Genomic DNA, 17,821 nt, shown 5'->3' on the forward strand with positions numbered 1-17,821 from the left:
GTGGCATCTTCGGGACGGTGCCGGAGCGATCCGGCGAGTGTCCGCCCACTCACCAACGGAAGAACAAGAAAACCATGAATCCGTCCCCATCGATCGTCGGGCTGAGCGATATCGAAGCCCTGGAACGCGTGCCGCTGGAACAGCGCGACCTGCCGTCCAGCACCTACGAACTGTTGCAACGCTCGGCCCAGCGCCACGGCCAGCGTATCGCCCTGAGCTGCCTGCTGCATGGCAGCGCCGCCGAAGAACCGTTGCGGATCAGCTATGCCGAGCTGTTCGCCCGCGTCACCCAGACCGCCAACGCCTTGCACCGGCTGGGCCTGGAAAGCCACCAGGCGGTGTCCTTCCTGCTGCCCAACCTGCCGCAGACCCACTACGTGATCTGGGGCGGCGAGGCTGCCGGGATCGTCAATGCGATCAACCCGCTGCTGGAGCCGGAGCACATCGCCGAGCTGATCCGCGCCTCCAACACCCGGGTGCTGGTGACCCTGGCGCCGTTCCCCGGCACCGACCTGTGGCAGAAGGTCGCCGGCCTGCGCGCGCAGTTGCCGGAGCTGTACGCGATCGTTGTGGTCGATCCGGCCAACCTGTTACCGGCGCCGCAGCGCGAGGCGCTCAAGGCCCAGCGCGGGCCGCTGCCGGAGGGCGTGCTGGACTTCGATACGCTGATCGCCGACTGCCCGGCAGACCGCCTGGAGAGCGGACGGGCGATCCATCCGGACGACGTCGCTTCCTATTTCCACACCGGCGGCACCACCGGCACGCCGAAGCTGGCGCCGCACAGCCACTTCAACGAGGTGGCGATGGCCGAGATCATGGGCCTGAACGCCGACTACGGGGTGGACGACGTGCTGCTCTGCGGCCTGCCGCTGTTCCACGTCAACGGCGTGATGGTTACCGGCCTGGCGCCCTTCCATCGCGGCGCCCAGGTGCTCCTGGCCGGGCCCCAGGGCTACCGCAATCCGACCCTGATCCAGGACTTCTGGAAGCTGGTGGAACGCTACCGGGTCACCAGCTTCAGTGGAGTGCCGACCATCTACGCGGCGTTGCTGCAGGTCCCCAGCGATGGCCGCGACCTGTCCAGCCTGCGTTTCGCCCTGTGCGGCGCGGCGCCGATGCCGGTGGAGCTGATCCGCCAGTTCGAGGCGCGTACCGGGCTCAAGGTGATCGAGGGCTACGGCCTCACCGAAGGTACCTGCGGCACCAGTTGCAACCCGCGTGGCGGCGAGCGCCGGCCGGGTTCGATCGGCCTGCGCCTGCCGTACTGCCAGGTGAAGGTCGCGGTGCTCGACGGCGAGGGCAATTACCTGCGCGATGCCGCGCCGAACGAGGTGGGCAACCTCTGCCTGAAGGGCCCGACGGTGTTCAAGGGCTACCTGCAACAGGACCGGAACCGCGATATCTGGATCGGCGATGGCTGGTTCAATACCGGCGACCTCGGTCGTATCGACGAGGACGGCTACATCTGGCTCACCGGGCGCAGCAAGGACCTGATCATTCGCGGTGGCCACAACATCGACCCACAGATGATCGAAGAAGCGCTGCACCGGCATCCGGCCGTGGCCCTGGCGGCGGCGGTGGGCAAGCCGGACGCCAAGGCCGGCGAGCTGCCGGTGGCGTATATCCAGCTCAAGCCCGGCGCCAGCGCCAGCGAGGAAGAGCTGCTGGAGCACGCCAGCCGCCACGTACCGGAGCGCGCGGCGGTGCCCAAGGATATCTGGCTGATCGAGAGCATGCCGGTCACCGCGGTGGGCAAGACCTTCAAGCCGGCGCTGCGCCTGGACGCGATCCGCCGGGTGCTGGAGGAGGAAAGCCGGAGGATCGCCGAGGATATCCGCGTGGAGGTGGTCGCCGACGAGCGCCACGGCCAGCTCGCCCACCTGCACGTTCCCGCGCTTGACGAAAGACGCCAGGCGGCGCTGGAAGAGCTGCTCGGCGGCTACGCGCTGAACTACCGGCTGCACGCCGTCTGAGAGAAGCTCCGGGCGTCAGAGGCGCTTGCGCAGCCAGGCGCCGATGTCGTGGATTTCCTCCAGGGACACCTCGTGGCCCATCGGGTAGTCGTGCCAGCCCACCTCCACGCCCTGCGCCTGCAAGGCGTCATGGGCCGCGCGGCCAAGCGCCGGGTCGACCACGTCGTCCTGGCTGCCGTGCAGGTGCAGGACCGGAATCCGCTTGTGGCGCTCGTCCAGCGCCAGGTCGTCGAAGGTCGGCGCGTAGGTGGATAGCGCCAGCACCCCGCCGAGCGGCTGGGCGTAGCGGCGGAAGGCGGTATGCAGGACCACCGCGCCGCCCTGCGAGAAACCGGCGAGGATGATCCGCTCGGCGGCGATGCCCTTGGCGCGCTGTTCATCGATGAGAGCGATGACCTGGTCGGCGGAGGCGTTCAACTGGTCTTCGTCGATGGCCCGCGCCGGACTGAAGGCAAGGATGTCGTACCAGCTCGGCATGACCCAGCCGCCATTGACCGTCACCGCCTGGCTCGGCGCCTGGGGGAGGATGAAGCGGGTGCTCGGCAGGACCATCTGCAGGGCTTCGGCCACCGGTTTGAAGTCGGTACGGTCGGCGCCCAGGCCGTGCAGCCAGATGATACAGGCGTCGGCATTCGGGGCATCGAGGATCAGGGGTTCGCTCATGACGGCTCCAGGCAGGGGGCATATGCGTTCGGAATGGGAGGACCATTCGACAACAGGCGCTTTCCCGCTCGCAAGTCGGCCAGATTGTCGCAGATCATGCATTCGCCAATTTCCCGCGGATGCGCTTTGCTAAGGGAAGTGCGCCGGGTACGCCGTTCGTCGCCCGCCGCCGTCGCGCCGCCGGCTACCTCTGCCGGTGCCGCGGCGCTTGCGGTTACAGTGCGGCGACCGGCCCGGGAAGCGACCGGCGCGGGGCCGGCGGTTCACCCAGGGGCGGCGAAGGGAGTGGCGAACAGATGACAATAATGAAAGGTACCTGGCTGCTGCTGGCCGCTGTCTGCCTCGGCGCCAGCGCCACGGCCGAGGCCGGTGCGACGCTGGATGCGGTGAAGCGCAAGGGCTACGTGCAGTGCGGCGTCAGCGACGGCCTGCCGGGGTTCTCCTACGCCGACGCCAAGGGCCGTTTCAAGGGGCTCGACGTCGACATCTGCCGGGCGCTGGCCGCCGCGCTGTTCGGCGATGCCGAGAAGGTGCGCTTCACCCCGCTGCCCGCCACCGAGCGGTTTTCGGCGTTGCAGTCCGGCACGGTCGACCTGCTGTCGCGCAACACCTCATGGACCAGCTCGCGGGATACCGCGCTGGGCATCCACTTCACCGGCATCACCTATTTCGACGGCCAGGGCTTCCTGGTCAATCGCAAGCTCGGCGTGTCCAGCGCCCGCGAACTGAAGGACGCGACGGTGTGCATCCAGTCCGGCACCACCAACGAGCTGAACGTGGCGGACTACTTCCGGGCCCACGGCATCCGCTACAAGGCGGTGCTCGACGACAGCTACGAGAAGAGCGCCCGTGCCCTGGAGGCGGGGCAGTGCGACGTGCTCAGCTCCGACCAGTCGCAGCTCTACGCCCAGCGCCTGAAGCTGGCCAAGCCGGAGCAGTACGTGGTGCTGCCGGAAGTGATCTCCAAGGAGCCGCTCGGCCCGGCCGTGCGGCAGGGCGACGAAGCCTGGTTCAACATCGTCCGCTGGACCCTGTACGGCCTGCTCAACGCGGAGGAGCTGGGGGTCACCTCGAGCAACGTCGAGCGCCAGGCCAGGGACAGCCGCAACCCGGACGTCGCCCGCCTGCTCGGCAGCGAGGGCGACGCCGGCAAGGACTTGCAACTGCCGCGCGACTGGGTGGTGCAGATGGTGCGCCAGGTCGGCAACTATGGCGAGATCTTCGCCCGTAACGTCGGCGACGGCAGCCCGCTGAAGATGCCGCGCGGCCTCAACGCGCAATGGAATCTCGGCGGCCTGCACTATGCGCCGCCGATTCGCTGACCGGCGGGGCTGGCTGAACTCTCGCCAGCACCGACAATCCGATAACAGACAGACGCACCGGTGCCGGTGCACTATAGAGCGACGCGTCATGCCGAACACCGAACAAGAGAAATGCCCGTGAACCTATCGATGACTCCCATCAACAAAGCCAAGGCCTGGGGCGTCCACGCCGTCACCGCCAGCGGCGTGATCCTGGCCTTGCTGGCCCTGCTCGCGCTGGTCGACAACAAACCCCAGGCCTGCCTGCTCTGGCTCGGCCTGGCCCTGCTGGTGGACGGCCTCGACGGCACCCTGGCGCGCAAGTACGAAGTCAAGGAAATGCTGCCGCATTTCGACGGCTCGGTGCTCGACCTGGTGATCGACTACCTGACCTACGTGTTCATCCCGGCCATCTTCATCTACCGCTACATCCCCCTGCCGGAGCATTTCGAGCTGCTGGCGGTGGGCGTGATCCTGGTTTCATCGCTGTTCTGCTTCTGCAACGTCAACATGAAGAGCACCGATAACTACTTCGTCGGCTTCCCGGCCGCCTGGAACGTGGTGGCGGTGTACTTCTACGTGCTCGACCTGCACCCCTGGGTCAACCTCGCCACGGTGCTGGTGCTGGCTGCCCTGACCCTGACCCGGATGAAGTTCCTCCACCCGTTCCGCGTGCGCCAGTTCATGCCGCTGAACATCGCCGTGACTTTCGTCTGGCTGATCAGCAGCGGTCTGCTGATCGTTCAGCAGCCGGCCGACCTGCCGATCCTGCTCGGCCTGTGGTTCGCCGCCTCGGCCTATTTCGTCGGTATCTGCCTCTGGCGCAGCGCCCGCGAGTGGTTCGGCTGAAACGACCCGGCACGACGGCGTTCCCGCCTGGGGACGCCTGGCAAGTCCCTATCATCGCAAGGAACCCCGCATGGCCCACCCCAACGCCGAACTGATCGAGCGCTTCTACCAGGCCTTCCAGCGCCTCGACGGCGAGGCCATGGCGGCCTGCTACGCTCCCCAGGCGACCTTCCACGACCCGGCCTTCGGCGAACTGCGCGGGCGCGAGGTGGGCGACATGTGGCGCCTGCTGACCAGCCGGGCGCGGGACTTCCGCCTGGACTACGCGAACGTCCGCGCCGACGAGAACGAGGGGCGTGCGCAATGGGTGGCCCACTACCTGTTCACCCAGACCGGGCGCAGGGTGGAGAATCGCATCGAGGCCCGTTTCCGCTTCGCCGGCGGTTTGATCGTCGAGCATCGCGACCAGTTCGACCTGTGGCGCTGGAGCCGCCAGGCGCTTGGCGCCAAGGGCCTGCTGCTGGGCTGGGCGCCGCCGGTGCAGCGGGCGATCCGCGGGCAGGCGCGCAAGGGCCTGGCCGCCTACCAGGCTGCCCATCCGGCGGCCGGCTGAGGCTGTCGGTGGCCGAAGCGCGGATAATCTCCTAAGCTCGCCGCGGACAACCCGCAGGACGCCGCGATGATCACGCTCTTCCAGTTTCCCGCCGCATTCAACGTACCCAATGCCAGTCCCTACTGCCTGAAACTGGAAACCTGGTTGCGCCTGGCCGGCCTGGAGTATCAGGTGAAGGTCGTCAGCGACCCGCGCAAGGCGCCCAAGGGCAAGCTGCCCTACGTGCGTATCGAGGGCGAGGCGATCGGTGACAGCGAGATCGTCATCCGTACCCTCGGCGAGCGCTACGGGGTCACACTCGACGCCGGCCTGGATGCCCGGGGCAAGGGCTGGGCACGGGCGATCACGCGCCTGTGCGACGAACACCTGTACTACCTGATGCTGTATTTCCGCTGGTTCGACGAGGACAGCTGGCGCGTGCTCAAGCCGGTGTTCTTCGGCTCGCTGCCATTCGGCGTGCGCGACGCGGTGGCCTGGGCCATGCGCCGCAAGGTCCGCGCTACCCTCAGGGCGCAGGGACTCGGGGTCCACGGCAGGGACGAACTGCTGGCCTTCGCCCGCGACGACCTCGATGCCCTCGACGGCCTGCTTGGCCAGGTCCCGTACTACGGCGGCGAACATCCGTGCAGCGCCGATGCCGCCGCTTACGGTATCCTCGCCAACCTCATCGAGGCGACCCTGGATACCCCACTCAGCCATGTGGCGCGAGGCTATCCGCGCCTGGTGGCGTATTGCGAGCGGATGCGGGAGCGGGTCTGGAGTGAGTGAGGCGACGGCCGCCACGGCGGCGATCGGGAAGTGTTGGTCGGTCTACCTGGTGAGGGCGGAAAACGGCGCGTTGTACTGCGGCATCAGCGACGATCCGCTGCGCCGCTTCGACACTCATTGCAGCGGCAAGGGCGCGCGGTTCTTCCATTCCAGCCCCGCCCGCGCGCTGGTCTACGTCGAGGCCTGCGCCAGCAAGGGCGACGCCCTGCGCCGCGAGCGGGCGATCAAGGCCCTGAGCAAGCGCGCCAAGGAGCGCCTGTTGGTCGGCGTACCGGTGTTGCGCGAGGTCGGCGAGCCGGCAATCTAGGACGTTCATCTGCGGTCATGGGGTATTCGTGGGTTATCTGAAGAATCATTGGTGGAAACGCTGGATCCGCCGCCGCGGCTGCAAGCTGGCCGGCGGCCCGGCCAGTGTCGGCAAGCGCACCACGCTGGTGCTCGAGGAGCGGGTCGAACTCGGCCACCTGCGCATCGTCCCGCCGAGGCTGGAGATCGGCGCCTACAGCTATGTGCGCAGCGGCACCGACCTGTCCCTGGTGGCGTCCATCGGGCGTTTCTGCTCGATCGGCTCGGACTGCTTCATCGGCCAGGAAAAACACACCCATCCCAGCGACTGGGTGAGCAGCCACCCCTTCCAGCACACCGGCACCGCGCTGCGCTACGAGCCGGCGCTGAGCTACGCGGAAATCGGCCACGACGTCTGGATCGGGCACAGCGCGATGGTGATGGAAGGTGTCAAGGTCGGGACTGGGGCGATCATCGCCACGCGCGCCGTGGTCACTCGCGACGTGCCGCCCTATGCCATCGTCGCCGGGACTCCGGCGCAGGTGATCCGCTACCGGCATCCGCCGGAGATCATCGAGGGCCTGCTCGCCTCACGCTGGTGGGAGCTGGATAGCGCCTTCCTCACCGGCCTGCCGCTGGACCGACCCCGGGAGTTCCTCGCCGCCCTGGAGGCGCGCGAGGCGCCGCGTGCGGCGTACCGGCGGATGACCATCACCCGCCAGGGGTGCCGGCTGGATTGAGCGCGCCCATCGCCAGGCCCATCGGGCCAGGCGATGGGGCGCCCTTCATGTCCCGGATTGTCATAGGCGTGTTTTCCCAGCCGCGCTAAGCTGGTGCCTCACATCCGCCCGGAGGCGCCCATGTCAGAGCTGATCCTGCATCACTATCCCACTTCGCCCTTCGCCGAGAAGGCGCGCCTGCTGCTCGGTTTCAAGCAACTGTCCTGGCGTTCGGTGATGATTCCGCCGGTGATGCCCAAGCCGGACCTGGTGGCGCTGACCGGCGGCTATCGGAAGACCCCGGTGTTGCAGGTCGGCGCCGATGTGTATTGCGATACCGCGTTGATCGCCCGTCGCCTGGAGCAGGAAAAGGCGGTTCCGGCGCTGTTTCCCGAAGGCCAGGAGATGGTCGCCGCGAGCTTCGCCCAGTGGGCCGACGCGGTGCTGTTCCAGCACGCGGTAAGCCTGGCGTTCGCCCCGGAGTCCATCGCCGTGCGTTTCGGCAAGCTGCCGCCGGAATTCCTCAAGGCCTTCATGGCCGATCGCAGCCAGCTATTCAGCGGCGGCAGCGCCGGCCGCCTGCCGCTGGAACAGGCGCGCCACCAGTGGCCGGCATTCATGGCGCGACTGGAGCGCCAGTTGTCGCGCGAGGACGGCGATTTCCTGTTCGGCGAAGCGTCCGTCGCCGACTTCGCCGTGGCGCACTGCCTGTGGTTCCTCAAGGGCACGCCGGTCACCGCGCCGCTGGTCGACGATTACCCGCAGGTGCAGGCCTGGTTGGGACGGGTGCTCGGCTTCGGCCATGGCGCGCCAGCCGAGATGAGTGCGGAGGAAGCCCTGGAAGTGGCTCGCGGCAGCCAGCCCGCGGCATTGCCGGACGAATCCTTCAGCGACCCCAACGGTTTCCTGCCCGGCCAGGCGGTCGCCATCGCCGCCACCGACTACGGTGTCGACGCGGTACAGGGCGAACTGCTCTTCGCCGGCAGCGAGGAACTCATCCTGCGCCGCGAAGACCCGCGGGCGGGTACCGTGCATGTGCATTTCCCGCGCCTGGGCTTTCGCATCGAGGCGCGTTGAGGCATGCCGGCGGAGACCCCGCCGCTGCGGCCGGACGCCGATCCGCCGCAGTGCGCGTTGCCCGAGGCGAGGCCGGACCGCGACGCCGGCACCAAGCTGCGCGCCGCGGTGCTCGGTGCCAACGATGGCCTGGTGTCGAACCTGTGCCTGGTGATGGGCGTGGCGGGTGCGAGCATGGCGCATTCGTCCATCGTCCTCACCGGAATGGCCGGACTGGTGTCCGGTGCCTGTTCGATGGCCCTCGGCGAGTGGCTGTCGGTGACCAACGCCCGCGAGATGGCGAGCAAGCGCATCGCCGAGGAAGAACGCCTGCTCAGGCTCTGCCCGAACACCGAGACCCAGGAACTGATCGATATCTTCACTGCCAAGGGGCTGAGCGAGGTGTCCGCCCGGCGCGTGGCCCTGCAACTGATGAACGACGGTCGTGGCGCGCTGGACACCTTGTCCCGCGAGGCCCTCGGCATCGATCCGACGGAGTTGGGCGGCAACCCGTGGAACGCGGCGGGCACGTCGTTCCTGCTGTTTTCCCTTGGCGCCCTGGTGCCGGTGGCGCCGTTCCTGTTCCTCGACGGTGCCGCGGCGCTGGTCGCAAGCCTGCTGTCCAGCCTGCTTGCGCTGCTGTTCAGCGGCGCGGTCACCGCCCGTTTCACCGGGCGGCCGCTGGCGTTCTCGGCGTTGCGCCAGGTGCTGGTCGGTACCCTTGCCGCGGCCTTCACCTATGGGTTGGGCACCGCGCTCGGCGTGGGCCTGGGCTGAAAGTCCTTCGCCTGCCGGGGACTCCGTTTTACACTGCGACACCCGGCCGGCGTGGCCGGGAACAGGAAAAACCGACCAGGGAGTGGCCATGAACGCCTACGACATCGAAATCGTCAACGACGCCGCGCACGCCGGCGAAGCCAACCACGGCTGGTGCTTCGGCCTGCCGCCGGGCATCCGTCCGGAGCAGTGGCCGCTGGATCCGGACACCGGCTATCCGCTGATGCACGGCTTCACCCTGCTGCTGCCGGAGGACTACCGGGTGCATGGCCCGGAGATCGTCGCGCTGAGCTTCTTCTCCCTCGCCCCGGACCAGAACGACGGTGGACCGACCAGCGTCGACGGCATTCGCGAGATGCTCATCGATCCGCCCGCGCAACCGCCGGCCGAAGCGGAACTGCGGCCGTTCTGGGAGGCCGGGCGCAATAGCCATCCGCGTTTGCATCGGATGGAGGACATCCTCGGCGGCGCCTATGCGTTGATCCTGCTCGACGCCGCTGAATTCAGCGGCGCGCCCTGCCAGCCGCCGGCGCTGCCGGCGGGCAACCCGCTGTTGGCGCAGACCGAGCCGCCGCAGTGGCTGGAGGCTGGTTCGGCGGCCAGCTTCGTGCCGGACTGGGCGGAGGACGACTACTACCTGCTGCGCGCCCTCGGTGGCCGCCCGGCGGCCGGCCACCAGCAACGCTACCCGCTGCGCTGGACGGCGCGGGCGCAAGACCCCAACGCCGGGGTGGTGCCCAGCGAATACGGCGACGGCGGCTACCAGCTGCCGCACTACTGGCTGGACGGCAAGATCGAGCGCGACAACTACCGCGAGCATCCCTGGGTGGAAGGGCACCTGCCGAACCATATCGGCGGCACCATGCGTCCGGTGCAGGGCGTGCCGGAGATGAGTCCCTTCTACGTAGAGTTCGAGGAATACCTGGGCGGCTACAACTTCGGCGGCGGCAACGCCCAGCTCGATTTCCGCGACATGCGCTTCGACTGGGCCTGCGGCTGAGGAGGGAAAGGGAGCGCCGGCGGCGCTCCGGGGCGGCGCGGGTCAGTCCTTGCGCCGCTTGAGCTGGTCCTTCAACTGGGTCGGCAACTGGCGGATGATCAGCATGTCGCGCTCTTCGTCGTATTCCACCTTGGAGCCCAGCAGGTGCGCCTCGAAGCTGATCGACAGGCCTTCGGCGCGGCCGGTGAAGCGGCGGAACTGGTTGAGGGTGCGCTTGTCCGCCGGGATTTCCGGCGACAGGCCGTAGTCCTTGTTACGGATGTAGTCGTAGAACGCCCGCGGTTGCTGGTCGTCCATCAGTTCCGAAAGCGCGTCGAGGGTCATCGGCTCGCCGATGCGCGCCTGGGAGGTGGCGTAGTCGACCAGCGTCTCGGTCTTCTCGCGGGCCTGTTCCTCGGCCATGTCCTCGCTTTCCACGAAATCGCTGAAGGCTTTCAGCAGGGTGCGCGTCTCGCTCGGCGAATCCACCCCTTCCTGGCAGCCGATGAAGTCGCGGAAATAGTCGGAGACCTTCTTCCCGCCCTTGCCCTTGATGAACGAGATGTACTGCTTCGACTGCTTGTTGTTGCGCCATTCGGAGATATTGATCCGCGCGGCCAGGTGCAACTGGCCGAGGTCCAGGTGGCGCGACGGGGTGACCTCCAGCGACTCGTTCACCGCCACGCCTTCGCTGTGGTGCAGCAGGGCGATCGCCAGGTAGTCGGTCATGCCTTGCTGGTAGTGGGCGAACAGGATGTGGCCGCCGGTGGAGAGATTGGACTCCTCCATCAGCTTCTGCAGGTGCTCGACCGCTTCGCGGCTGAAGCCGACGAAGTCGCGATCGCCCTCCAGGTACTCACCGAGCCAGCCGCTGAACGGGTAGGCCCCGGACTCGCCCTGGAAGAAGCCCCAGGCCTTGTTCTTGGCGTTGTAGCTTTCGTTGAGGTCGGCCAGCAGGTTCTCGATGGCCTGGGAGTCGCCCAGCTCGGCGTCGCGCGCGTGGAGCACGGCCGGGGTGCCGTCGGGCTTCTTCTCGATCAGGTGGACGATGGCGTGATGGATCGGCATGTCAGGTTCGACCTTTCAGGTAATCGGCGGCGCCGCGCAGGTTTCCGCGATGCTGCGGGACACGCCGCTGGCGCGCCCGCGGATCGGCCAGTTTACCCGAGGTTGCCGGCTTCTGCCTGCGTCGCCTGGCGTTCCTGCAGACCGTGCAGGCGCTTGATCACGAAGTTCAGGTGCAGGTGCAGCTCGTACAGCTCGTGGTAGTAGGAGAGCGGCACCTCCACGGTGTTCAGCTCGCTCTCCAGTTTCTCCAGCCGCTCGATCTCGCTTCTCAGTTGCTCGGCGTCGGTGCCGCTGTCGAGCTTGCGGTCGATGTCGCGGATGTAGCGGTACCAGCGGTAGATGCGCGCGCGGATGCGCCAGCGATACAGCGGGCCGATGGACTTCATCAGCGGGATGAGGATGGCGATGAACGGGATCAGCAGGATGATGTAGCGGTCCGCCAGGGAGGCGATGCGGAACGGCAGGTAGCGCTGCAGCAGCGGCAGGCCGCTCTTGTAGTAGCGCTCGGCGTCCTCGTGCAGGCGCAGGGTGCGCGGCTCGGCGCTGGGGAAGGCGCCGGGCTTGTCGAGCAGGCTGCCGTCCTTCATCACCTCGCGCGCGGCTTCCAGCACCAGCGGGATCAGCGCCGGGTGGAAGCGCTCGTTGATCACCAGGGTGGCCACCGGCGACAGGGTGCTGATGTTTCGTTCCGGCACGTTGCGCGGCAGGTTGAGCAGGCCTTCGCCGACCTCGACCCGCTTGAGGAACGGCAGGCGCGCCTCGTAGGCGGCGCTGCGGCGGAAGTTGACCAGGCGAAGCTGGTCGTTGTCGGCCAATTTCTGGATCGCCGGGTTCTCCGCCGGGCCGACGATGAACGCCGCGTCCAGCTTGCCGGCCAGCAGGTCGTCGACCACCGCGTTGCCGCCGCGGGCTTCCCAGGTGATCGGATAGTGTCCCGGGGCGATGTCGTTGGCCTGCAGGATCGCCTCGGTGGCGGCGCGGGTGCCGCTGCCGTCGCTGCCGATGGCCAGGCGCAGGTGCAGCAGGTCGCTGAGCTGGTCGATGTGCACGTTGCTGCGGTGGAACAGCCAGAGCGGCTCCTGGTAGACCGCGCCGAGGCTCTGCAACTGGCGCGCCTGCCCGGCTTCGAGCTGGCGCTCCTGGCCGCTCTGGACCAGGGCGATGTCGACCTCGCCGGTGCCGAGCAGGCGCTCCAGGTTGTCGCGCGAGCCGGCGCTGGGTACCAGCTTCAGTTCGAAGCCCTGTTCCTTGAGCTTTTCCCGGAGCTTGCCGGCGAACACGGCGTAGCCGCCGCCCTCGGCGCCGGTGGCCATGGTCGCGCTCATCGGCGGCGGCGGGGCGACGAAATAGAACACCGCGGCGACCAGGGCGGCGATCACCGGGATCAGCCAGAGGTTGGCGCGGATCAGGATGGCGAGGTCCTTGAGCAGGTGCTTGATGCGATTCATGAGCGGTCCTTGTGCTGCTCTCCAGAAGGGTATGACGGATGCGGGCGGGCGTACTCCTCAGCGTAGCCGAGGGTCACCGGCGGTCCGCGCGGAACTGCCGGCAGAGCACCCGGTGGCGATGCCGGAAGATGCGGGTGAGGAACCAGCGTACCAGCCCGGCGGCGAATAGCGGGCGTACGGTCAACTGGTCGACCAGCAGGCATTCCCCGGCCTCGCCCGGTGCCGGCAGGATGCGTCGCTCGTGGCGCCAGAGGCGCATGCCGGTCATCGGCGACTGTTCGATGAAGCCGCGGCCGGGCGTCAGCTCCAGCAGGGTCAGTTGCGAAGTGCCCAGCGGCAGCAAGCCGAACAGGCGCATGTGGCTGCGGAACAGCGGGCGCCGGGGCACCACCTCCAGGTCTTCGAGGCTGCGGATACCGGGCGGTACGCTCATGCTCAGCAACGGGCGTATCTCGCGGAGTATCCCGTCCACCGAGGTGATCCACCGCCAGAGCTGTTCGGGGCTGGCCTGCAGGCGTGATTCGAAATGCAGGCTGATATTCATCGCAGGCTCCTGCTAGGGTTGTGGGAGGACGCGCTGTCCATGGCGCCCGTGCCGTGCAAGCCTAAGCCAGACGAACCGAGACGTCGAACCGAAGGAGGACGCCATGCTGATCCGCGCCGCAACCTCGACCCTGCTGGTGGTCGATATCCAGGAACGCCTGCTGCCGGCCATCGACGACGGCCCGGCGCTGGTCGAGTACAGCCAGTGGTTGTTGCGCGTGGCCCGCGTACTGGACGTGCCGGTGCTGGCCAGCGAGCAGTACAGCAAGGGCCTGGGGCCGACGGTGGCGGCCCTGCGCGATGAGCTGGACGCCACGCAGATCCTCGAGAAGCTGGATTTCTCGGCCGCCGCCGACGGTGCCCTGCTGCGCGCGCCCGGCGGCGACCGCCGGCAGTTCGTGGTTTGCGGCAGCGAGGCGCATGTCTGCGTGCTGCAGACCGTGCTCGACCTGCTTGGCCGTGGTCGCGAAGTGTTCGTCGTGGAGGAGGCGATCGGCTCGCGGCGGCCGAGCGACAAGGCGCTGGCCGTGGAGCGGATGCGCCAGGCCGGGGCGATGATCGTGTCGCGGGAGATGGTCGCCTTCGAATGGATGGAACGCGCCGGCAGCGACCGCTTCCGCGAGATCAGCCGCAACTTCATTCGCTGAGCGGCGGTTGCTCGGCCTGGTAGCGCCGGGCCTCCTCGCGCAGCCAGTCGGCGAAGGCCTGGTGGCGGTCGCTCGGCGGCTCGCGCTGCGGCCAGACCAGCCAGTAGGGATAGGGGTAGGGCACGCGGATGTCGCCCAGTTGCACCAGGCGGCCCTCGGCGAGGGCGCCGGCGACCAGGCTGCGACGCTCCAGGGCGATGCCCTGGCCCAGGCGCACGGCTTCCAGCAGCAGGTTCGAGTCATTGATCAGCAGTCCGTGCTGCGGTTCCGCCACGCCGGCGCGCTGGCACCAGAGCGCCCAGGATTCGGTGGAGCGCAGTGTAGGGCAGGCGACGATCTCGCTCGGCGTGCGCGGCAGGCGGCCGCCGTTGAAGTCGGGCGCGGCGACCATCAGCAACTCGTCGTCGAACAGGCGTTCCCGACCGACCCCTTCCCAGTCGCCCTTGCCGATGCGTACGCCGAGGTCGGCCAGGCCCTGGCGCAGGTTCTGCACGTCAAGACTGGCCACCAGCCGCACGCGACAGTGCGGATGGCGCTTGCGAAAGCGCGGCAGGCGCGGCAGCAGCCAGTTCAGGCCGAAGGACGGCATCACCGTGACCACCAGCTCGCCCTCCCGTGGACGCGCCCGCACCACCCGCGTGGCGTCGGCGATCTCGCCCAGCGAGGCGCGTACCTGCAGGGCGTAGAACCGGCCGTTCTCGCTCAGGCGCAGGCCGCGCCCCTCGCGGACGAACAGGGCCAGGCCGAGGAGGTTTTCCAGCAGCTTGATCTGCTGGCTGATCGCTGAGTGGGTGACGTGCAGCTCGCTGGCGGCCTGGCTGATGCTGCCGAGCCGGGCGACCGCTTCGAAGCTGCGCAGGGCGGTGAGGGGAGGGAGGTCGCTCATGTAAGTTTTTCTAAAGGATTCGCTGAATTTATCTCGATATTTTTCGCGTTGTGCAACGACTAGAGTGATTTTCCCAGGCGTCGCCCTCTTAGCGGCGCTTAATCATCGACAAAGGATGCCGCGATGCAACTGATCGGTATGCTGGATTCGCCTTTTGTGCGCCGGGTCGCCATCGCCCTGCGCCTGCTGGACCTGCCCTACGAGCACCGGCCGCTGTCGGTGTTCCGCAATTTCCAGGCGTTCAGCCTGTTCAACCCGATGGTCAAGGCGCCCACGCTGGTGCTGGACGATGGCACCGTGCTGATGGACTCCAGCCTGATCCTCGATTACCTGGAGTGCCTGGCCGGCCGCGAACGCAGTCTGCTGCCGCAACGGCCGCAGGCCCGTGCACGGGCGTTGAGTCTGATCGGCGCGGCGCTGGTGGCCTGCGAGAAATCCGTGCAGATCTACTACGAACTGAACCTGCGTCCCGAGGAACGCCGCCACGGCCCCTGGCTGGAGCGGGTGGAGGGGCAGTTGCTGGCGGCCTACGACTGGCTGGAGGCAGCGCTGCGCCAGGAGCCGCTGGCACGCGACGGTGGCATCGAACTGGTCGGGGTGACCGTCGCGGTGGCCTGGCGCTTCAGCCAACTGGTGGTCGCGGAGCGGGTCGCCGCCAGCGAATACCCGGAACTGGCAAGCTATTCGGATTATGCGGAGGGGTTGCCGGTGTTCCTCGAGACGCCGCCGGTCTGAGCCCGCGAGGCGCCAGGCTGGCGCCCCTCGAACGGCTCGACTCCGCCTGCGCCCGGCCTCGGTTCGCTGCAGGTCGCTGCCGTCGTCACGGCCCGGACCGGTTGTTGCGAACTGCTGTTCGGCGCCGGCCTGGAGGAGGCCTGGCCCTGGCTCAGCCTGGTCCTGAGCGCGGCCCTCGGCTTGCTCTTCGGCATGCTGCTGGGCGGGCTCTGGTTCGGCTACTGGATCCGCCAGGAGGGATTGCAACTGACCCACCTGCTGCTGGTGGTCTGGGTGCTGGCGAACTTCTTCGTGCTCAACGTCCGCTGGAACTGATGGGGACTGCCGGTACGAGGAGCAGGGCGCGAGGACGGCGACAGTGGAGCGAGCCGGACGCCCGTCGATAGCGCGAAGTCGCATCTCGCTCCTGCCACCCGGTCCCTCGGCTCCCCTCTGTTCGCACGCGCTGCATGGGCTGACGCAGTTGGAACTGCCCCCGGGCAGTGGCAGCCGGCTGCCTCGAGGGCAGGTGCTCCGGCTGGCTCGGCATGGTCACTGGAGTTCAGCCCCGGGGTTCTTCGAGGAAAGCAGAACCTGCGGCATCGGCTCCTTTCGCCCGACTGGGCTCAGCGCAGCTCTTCGGCGGCGGCGACCAGTTGTTCGAGTTGATGGTGGATCTGGGCCCTGTCCAGCAACTGCAAGGGCTGGCGGTTCCAGAGCAGCCGTTCGCCGCTTTCGGGGTCGCGGCCCAGGATCGGCTTGCAAGGGTCCTGGCTGAACAGGTTCTGCTCGCTGGCCGTAGCGTCTCCTTGTCCTTCCAGGCGGGTGAACATCAACAGGTGATCGGTCGGATGTTCTGCCAGATGGCAGAGATGCGGGCCCACCTGCAGGCTGAGTACGCTCTCCTCGTCATTGGGCGTCGGGAGATCGAGAGCGAGAAAAAGCTGGTGGATGGCGGCGCGGTAGAGTGGATTCATGGCGTGTTCCGAGTCACTGGAGGCGGCCATTAGAGCAGTGCCAGCCCGGAGAGACTGTTAATCGTGGTTCTCTTTTTTTAGGTTTTGCCGCTGCCGATTCCAGTGAAAAAACGGCGGCCAATCCTGATAGGCGATGGGGTTTCCCGTTCCTAGACTGGCGGAGAAACATCAGGAGAAGGCAACCATCATGCATATTCAATCGCTCCAGCAGAGTCCGTCTTTCGCCGTCGAATTGCACCAGGCCGCCAGTGGGCGTTTGGGACAGATTGAGGCCCGCCAGGTCGCCACCCCCAGTGAAGCGCAGCAGTTGGCCCAGCGCCAGGACGCGCCGAAGGGTGAGGGGCTGCTCGCTCGCCTGGGCGCGGCGCTCGTGCGTCCCTTCGTGGCGATCATGGACTGGCTGGGCAAGCTGTTGGGCTCCCACGCCCGCACCGGGCCGCAGCCCAGTCAGGACGCGCAGCCTGCGGTCATGTCCTCGGCCGTCGTGTTCAAGCAGATGGTGCTGCAGCAGGCATTGCCCATGACCTTGAAGGGACTCGACAAGGCGAGCGAGCTGGCGACCCTGACACCGGAAGGACTGGCCCGGGAGCACTCCCGCCTGGCCAGCGGAGATGGGGCGCTGCGTTCGCTGAGCACCGCCTTGGCCGGCATTCGTGCCGGCAGCCAGGTCGAGGAGTCCCGTATCCAGGCTGGCCGCCTGCTCGAACGGAGCATCGGCGGGATCGCGCTGCAGCAGTGGGGCACCACCGGCGGTGCCGCGAGTCAACTGGTGCTCGACGCAAGCCCGGAACTGCGGCGCGAAATCACCGACCAGTTGCATCAGGTAATGAGCGAGGTCGCACTGTTGCGCCAAGCGGTAGAGAGCGAGGTCAGCAGAGTATCGGCCGACAAGGCGCTGGCGGATGGCCTGGTGAAGCGGTTCGGGGCGGATGCGGAAAAGTACCTGGGCAGACAGGCTGGTGGCATCCACAGTGACGCCGAAGTGATGGCGCTTGGTCTCTACACCGGCATTCACTACGCGGACCTGAATCGCGCTCTGCGTCAGGGGCAGGAGCTGGATGCGGGACAAAAGCTGATCGACCAAGGTATGTCCGCGGCCTTCGAGAAGAGCGGACAGGCTGAACAGGTAGTGAAGACTTTCCGTGGCACCCGTGGCGGGGATGCCTTCAACGCAGTGGAAGAGGGCAAGGTTGGCCACGACGACGGCTATCTCTCCACCTCCCTGAACCCCGGTGTCGCGAGGAGCTTCGGGCAGGGCACGATATCCACCGTGTTCGGCAGGTCCGGAATCGATGTCAGCGGGATATCGAACTACAAGAATGAAAAAGAGATTCTCTATAACAAAGAAACCGACATGCGCGTGCTGCTGAGCGCCAGCGATGAGCAGGGAGTGACCCGCCGGGTCCTCGAAGAGGCGGCCCTGGGGGAGCAGAGTGGCCATAGCCAGGGACTGCTCGATGCTCTCGACCTGGCAAGCAAACCGGAACGTTCAGGCGAGGTCCAGGAACAGGATGTACGCCTGAGGATGCGTGGCCTCGATCTGGCCTGACCGGTTCGTAGAAGAAAGACGTCACGAACGGACACCTTGGGGTGTCCGATTCTTGGCTCGGCAGCG

The 17,821-nt window shown here is 67.4% G+C and carries 19 protein-coding genes and 1 pseudogene; 14 read left to right on the forward strand and 6 right to left on the reverse strand.

Annotation, left to right across the window (positions count from 1 at the left end):
* Positions 1–74 precede the first annotated feature (74 nt).
* Positions 75–1,973 (forward strand): acyl-CoA synthetase, encoded by a 1,899-nt coding sequence (locus HMPREF2716_RS25185; protein ID WP_003119270.1) that lies wholly within the window; start codon positions 75–77, stop codon positions 1,971–1,973.
* Between the two features lie 15 nt (positions 1,974–1,988).
* Here HMPREF2716_RS25185 and HMPREF2716_RS25190 read toward each other — a convergent pair whose 3' ends face one another.
* Positions 1,989–2,636, reverse strand: coding sequence for an alpha/beta hydrolase (locus tag HMPREF2716_RS25190; protein WP_003105021.1), 648 nt, complete (start codon positions 2,634–2,636; stop codon positions 1,989–1,991).
* Positions 2,637–2,932: 296 nt separating this feature from the next.
* Here HMPREF2716_RS25190 and HMPREF2716_RS25195 point away from each other — a divergent pair, with 296 nt between their 5' ends.
* The 9 genes from HMPREF2716_RS25195 (at position 2,933) to HMPREF2716_RS25235 (ending at position 9,944) form a co-directional block, all read left to right on the forward strand.
* Positions 2,933–3,958: an amino acid ABC transporter substrate-binding protein gene (locus HMPREF2716_RS25195; RefSeq protein WP_070622040.1), complete on the forward strand. Its 1,026-nt coding sequence runs from the start codon at positions 2,933–2,935 to the stop codon at positions 3,956–3,958.
* Positions 3,959–4,069: 111 nt separating this feature from the next.
* Positions 4,070–4,786 carry a phosphatidylcholine synthase gene (gene pcsA / locus HMPREF2716_RS25200; protein ID WP_003105024.1) on the forward strand — a complete coding sequence of 239 codons (717 nt, stop codon included), beginning with the start codon at positions 4,070–4,072 and terminating at the stop codon, positions 4,784–4,786.
* Positions 4,787–4,856: 70 nt separating this feature from the next.
* Complete coding sequence (locus HMPREF2716_RS25205; RefSeq protein WP_003118297.1) at positions 4,857–5,339, forward strand: nuclear transport factor 2 family protein; 483 nt, start codon at positions 4,857–4,859, stop codon at positions 5,337–5,339.
* A gap of 66 nt (positions 5,340–5,405) precedes the next feature.
* Positions 5,406–6,107, forward strand: coding sequence for a glutathione S-transferase C-terminal domain-containing protein (locus HMPREF2716_RS25210; RefSeq protein WP_003092922.1), 702 nt, complete (start codon positions 5,406–5,408; stop codon positions 6,105–6,107).
* The gene (locus HMPREF2716_RS25215) at positions 6,100–6,414 is read left to right on the forward strand and encodes a GIY-YIG nuclease family protein (protein ID WP_003119275.1); all 315 of its coding nucleotides are present in this window, start codon (positions 6,100–6,102) and stop codon (positions 6,412–6,414) included. The genes HMPREF2716_RS25210 and HMPREF2716_RS25215 overlap by 8 nt, the downstream gene beginning before the upstream one ends.
* 28 nt (positions 6,415–6,442) lie before the next feature.
* Positions 6,443–7,132: a CatB-related O-acetyltransferase gene (locus HMPREF2716_RS25220; RefSeq protein ID WP_003105028.1), complete on the forward strand. Its 690-nt coding sequence runs from the start codon at positions 6,443–6,445 to the stop codon at positions 7,130–7,132.
* Between the two features lie 120 nt (positions 7,133–7,252).
* A complete protein-coding gene (locus tag HMPREF2716_RS25225; RefSeq protein ID WP_003092916.1) occupies positions 7,253–8,188 on the forward strand; it encodes a glutathione S-transferase family protein in 936 nt (311 codons plus the stop codon).
* A 3-nt stretch (positions 8,189–8,191) separates the two neighbouring features.
* Positions 8,192–8,944 carry a VIT1/CCC1 transporter family protein gene (locus HMPREF2716_RS25230; RefSeq protein ID WP_003105033.1) on the forward strand — a complete coding sequence of 251 codons (753 nt, stop codon included), beginning with the start codon at positions 8,192–8,194 and terminating at the stop codon, positions 8,942–8,944.
* A gap of 88 nt (positions 8,945–9,032) precedes the next feature.
* On the forward strand, positions 9,033–9,944 hold the full coding sequence (locus HMPREF2716_RS25235; RefSeq protein WP_003119277.1) for a hypothetical protein: 912 nt from the start codon (positions 9,033–9,035) through the stop codon (positions 9,942–9,944).
* Positions 9,945–9,986: 42 nt separating this feature from the next.
* Here HMPREF2716_RS25235 and yejK read toward each other — a convergent pair whose 3' ends face one another.
* From yejK to HMPREF2716_RS25250, 3 genes are all read right to left on the reverse strand, one after another.
* The gene (gene yejK / locus HMPREF2716_RS25240) at positions 9,987–10,991 is read right to left on the reverse strand and encodes a nucleoid-associated protein YejK (RefSeq protein ID WP_003113787.1); all 1,005 of its coding nucleotides are present in this window, start codon (positions 10,989–10,991) and stop codon (positions 9,987–9,989) included.
* Between the two features lie 92 nt (positions 10,992–11,083).
* Positions 11,084–12,439, reverse strand: a complete 1,356-nt coding sequence (locus tag HMPREF2716_RS25245; protein ID WP_023517988.1) for a TAXI family TRAP transporter solute-binding subunit — start codon at positions 12,437–12,439, stop codon at positions 11,084–11,086.
* 73 nt (positions 12,440–12,512) lie between these two features.
* The gene (locus tag HMPREF2716_RS25250) at positions 12,513–12,983 is read right to left on the reverse strand and encodes an SRPBCC family protein (protein ID WP_023125360.1); all 471 of its coding nucleotides are present in this window, start codon (positions 12,981–12,983) and stop codon (positions 12,513–12,515) included.
* Between the two features lie 103 nt (positions 12,984–13,086).
* Here HMPREF2716_RS25250 and HMPREF2716_RS25255 point away from each other — a divergent pair, with 103 nt between their 5' ends.
* A complete protein-coding gene (locus HMPREF2716_RS25255; RefSeq protein ID WP_023517987.1) occupies positions 13,087–13,629 on the forward strand; it encodes a hydrolase in 543 nt (180 codons plus the stop codon).
* On the opposite strand, the gene HMPREF2716_RS25260 is transcribed toward HMPREF2716_RS25255, so the two are convergent.
* Positions 13,619–14,515 (reverse strand): LysR substrate-binding domain-containing protein, encoded by an 897-nt coding sequence (locus HMPREF2716_RS25260; RefSeq protein ID WP_003113788.1) that lies wholly within the window; start codon positions 14,513–14,515, stop codon positions 13,619–13,621. The genes HMPREF2716_RS25255 and HMPREF2716_RS25260 overlap by 11 nt on opposite strands.
* 123 nt (positions 14,516–14,638) lie before the next feature.
* Here HMPREF2716_RS25260 and HMPREF2716_RS25265 point away from each other — a divergent pair, with 123 nt between their 5' ends.
* Together HMPREF2716_RS25265 and HMPREF2716_RS29205 are read left to right on the forward strand one after the other, a co-directional pair.
* The gene (locus tag HMPREF2716_RS25265; protein WP_003113789.1) at positions 14,639–15,250 is read left to right on the forward strand and encodes a glutathione S-transferase; all 612 of its coding nucleotides are present in this window, start codon (positions 14,639–14,641) and stop codon (positions 15,248–15,250) included.
* A 69-nt stretch (positions 15,251–15,319) separates the two neighbouring features.
* Positions 15,320–15,565 (forward strand): annotated as a pseudogene (locus HMPREF2716_RS29205) (DUF2165 family protein); the annotation flags it as partial.
* A gap of 290 nt (positions 15,566–15,855) precedes the next feature.
* Here HMPREF2716_RS29205 and HMPREF2716_RS25275 read toward each other — a convergent pair.
* On the reverse strand, positions 15,856–16,206 hold the full coding sequence (locus HMPREF2716_RS25275; protein WP_003111148.1) for a CesT family type III secretion system chaperone: 351 nt from the start codon (positions 16,204–16,206) through the stop codon (positions 15,856–15,858).
* A 187-nt stretch (positions 16,207–16,393) separates the two neighbouring features.
* Between HMPREF2716_RS25275 and exoS the strand changes: the two genes are divergently transcribed.
* Complete coding sequence (gene exoS / locus HMPREF2716_RS25280) at positions 16,394–17,755, forward strand: T3SS effector bifunctional cytotoxin exoenzyme S (RefSeq protein WP_003162585.1); 1,362 nt, start codon at positions 16,394–16,396, stop codon at positions 17,753–17,755.
* Positions 17,756–17,821: the final 66 nt, after the last annotated feature.

The organism is Pseudomonas sp. HMSC076A11 (genome assembly GCF_001810205.1).
GTDB lineage: Bacteria > Pseudomonadota > Gammaproteobacteria > Pseudomonadales > Pseudomonadaceae > Pseudomonas > Pseudomonas aeruginosa.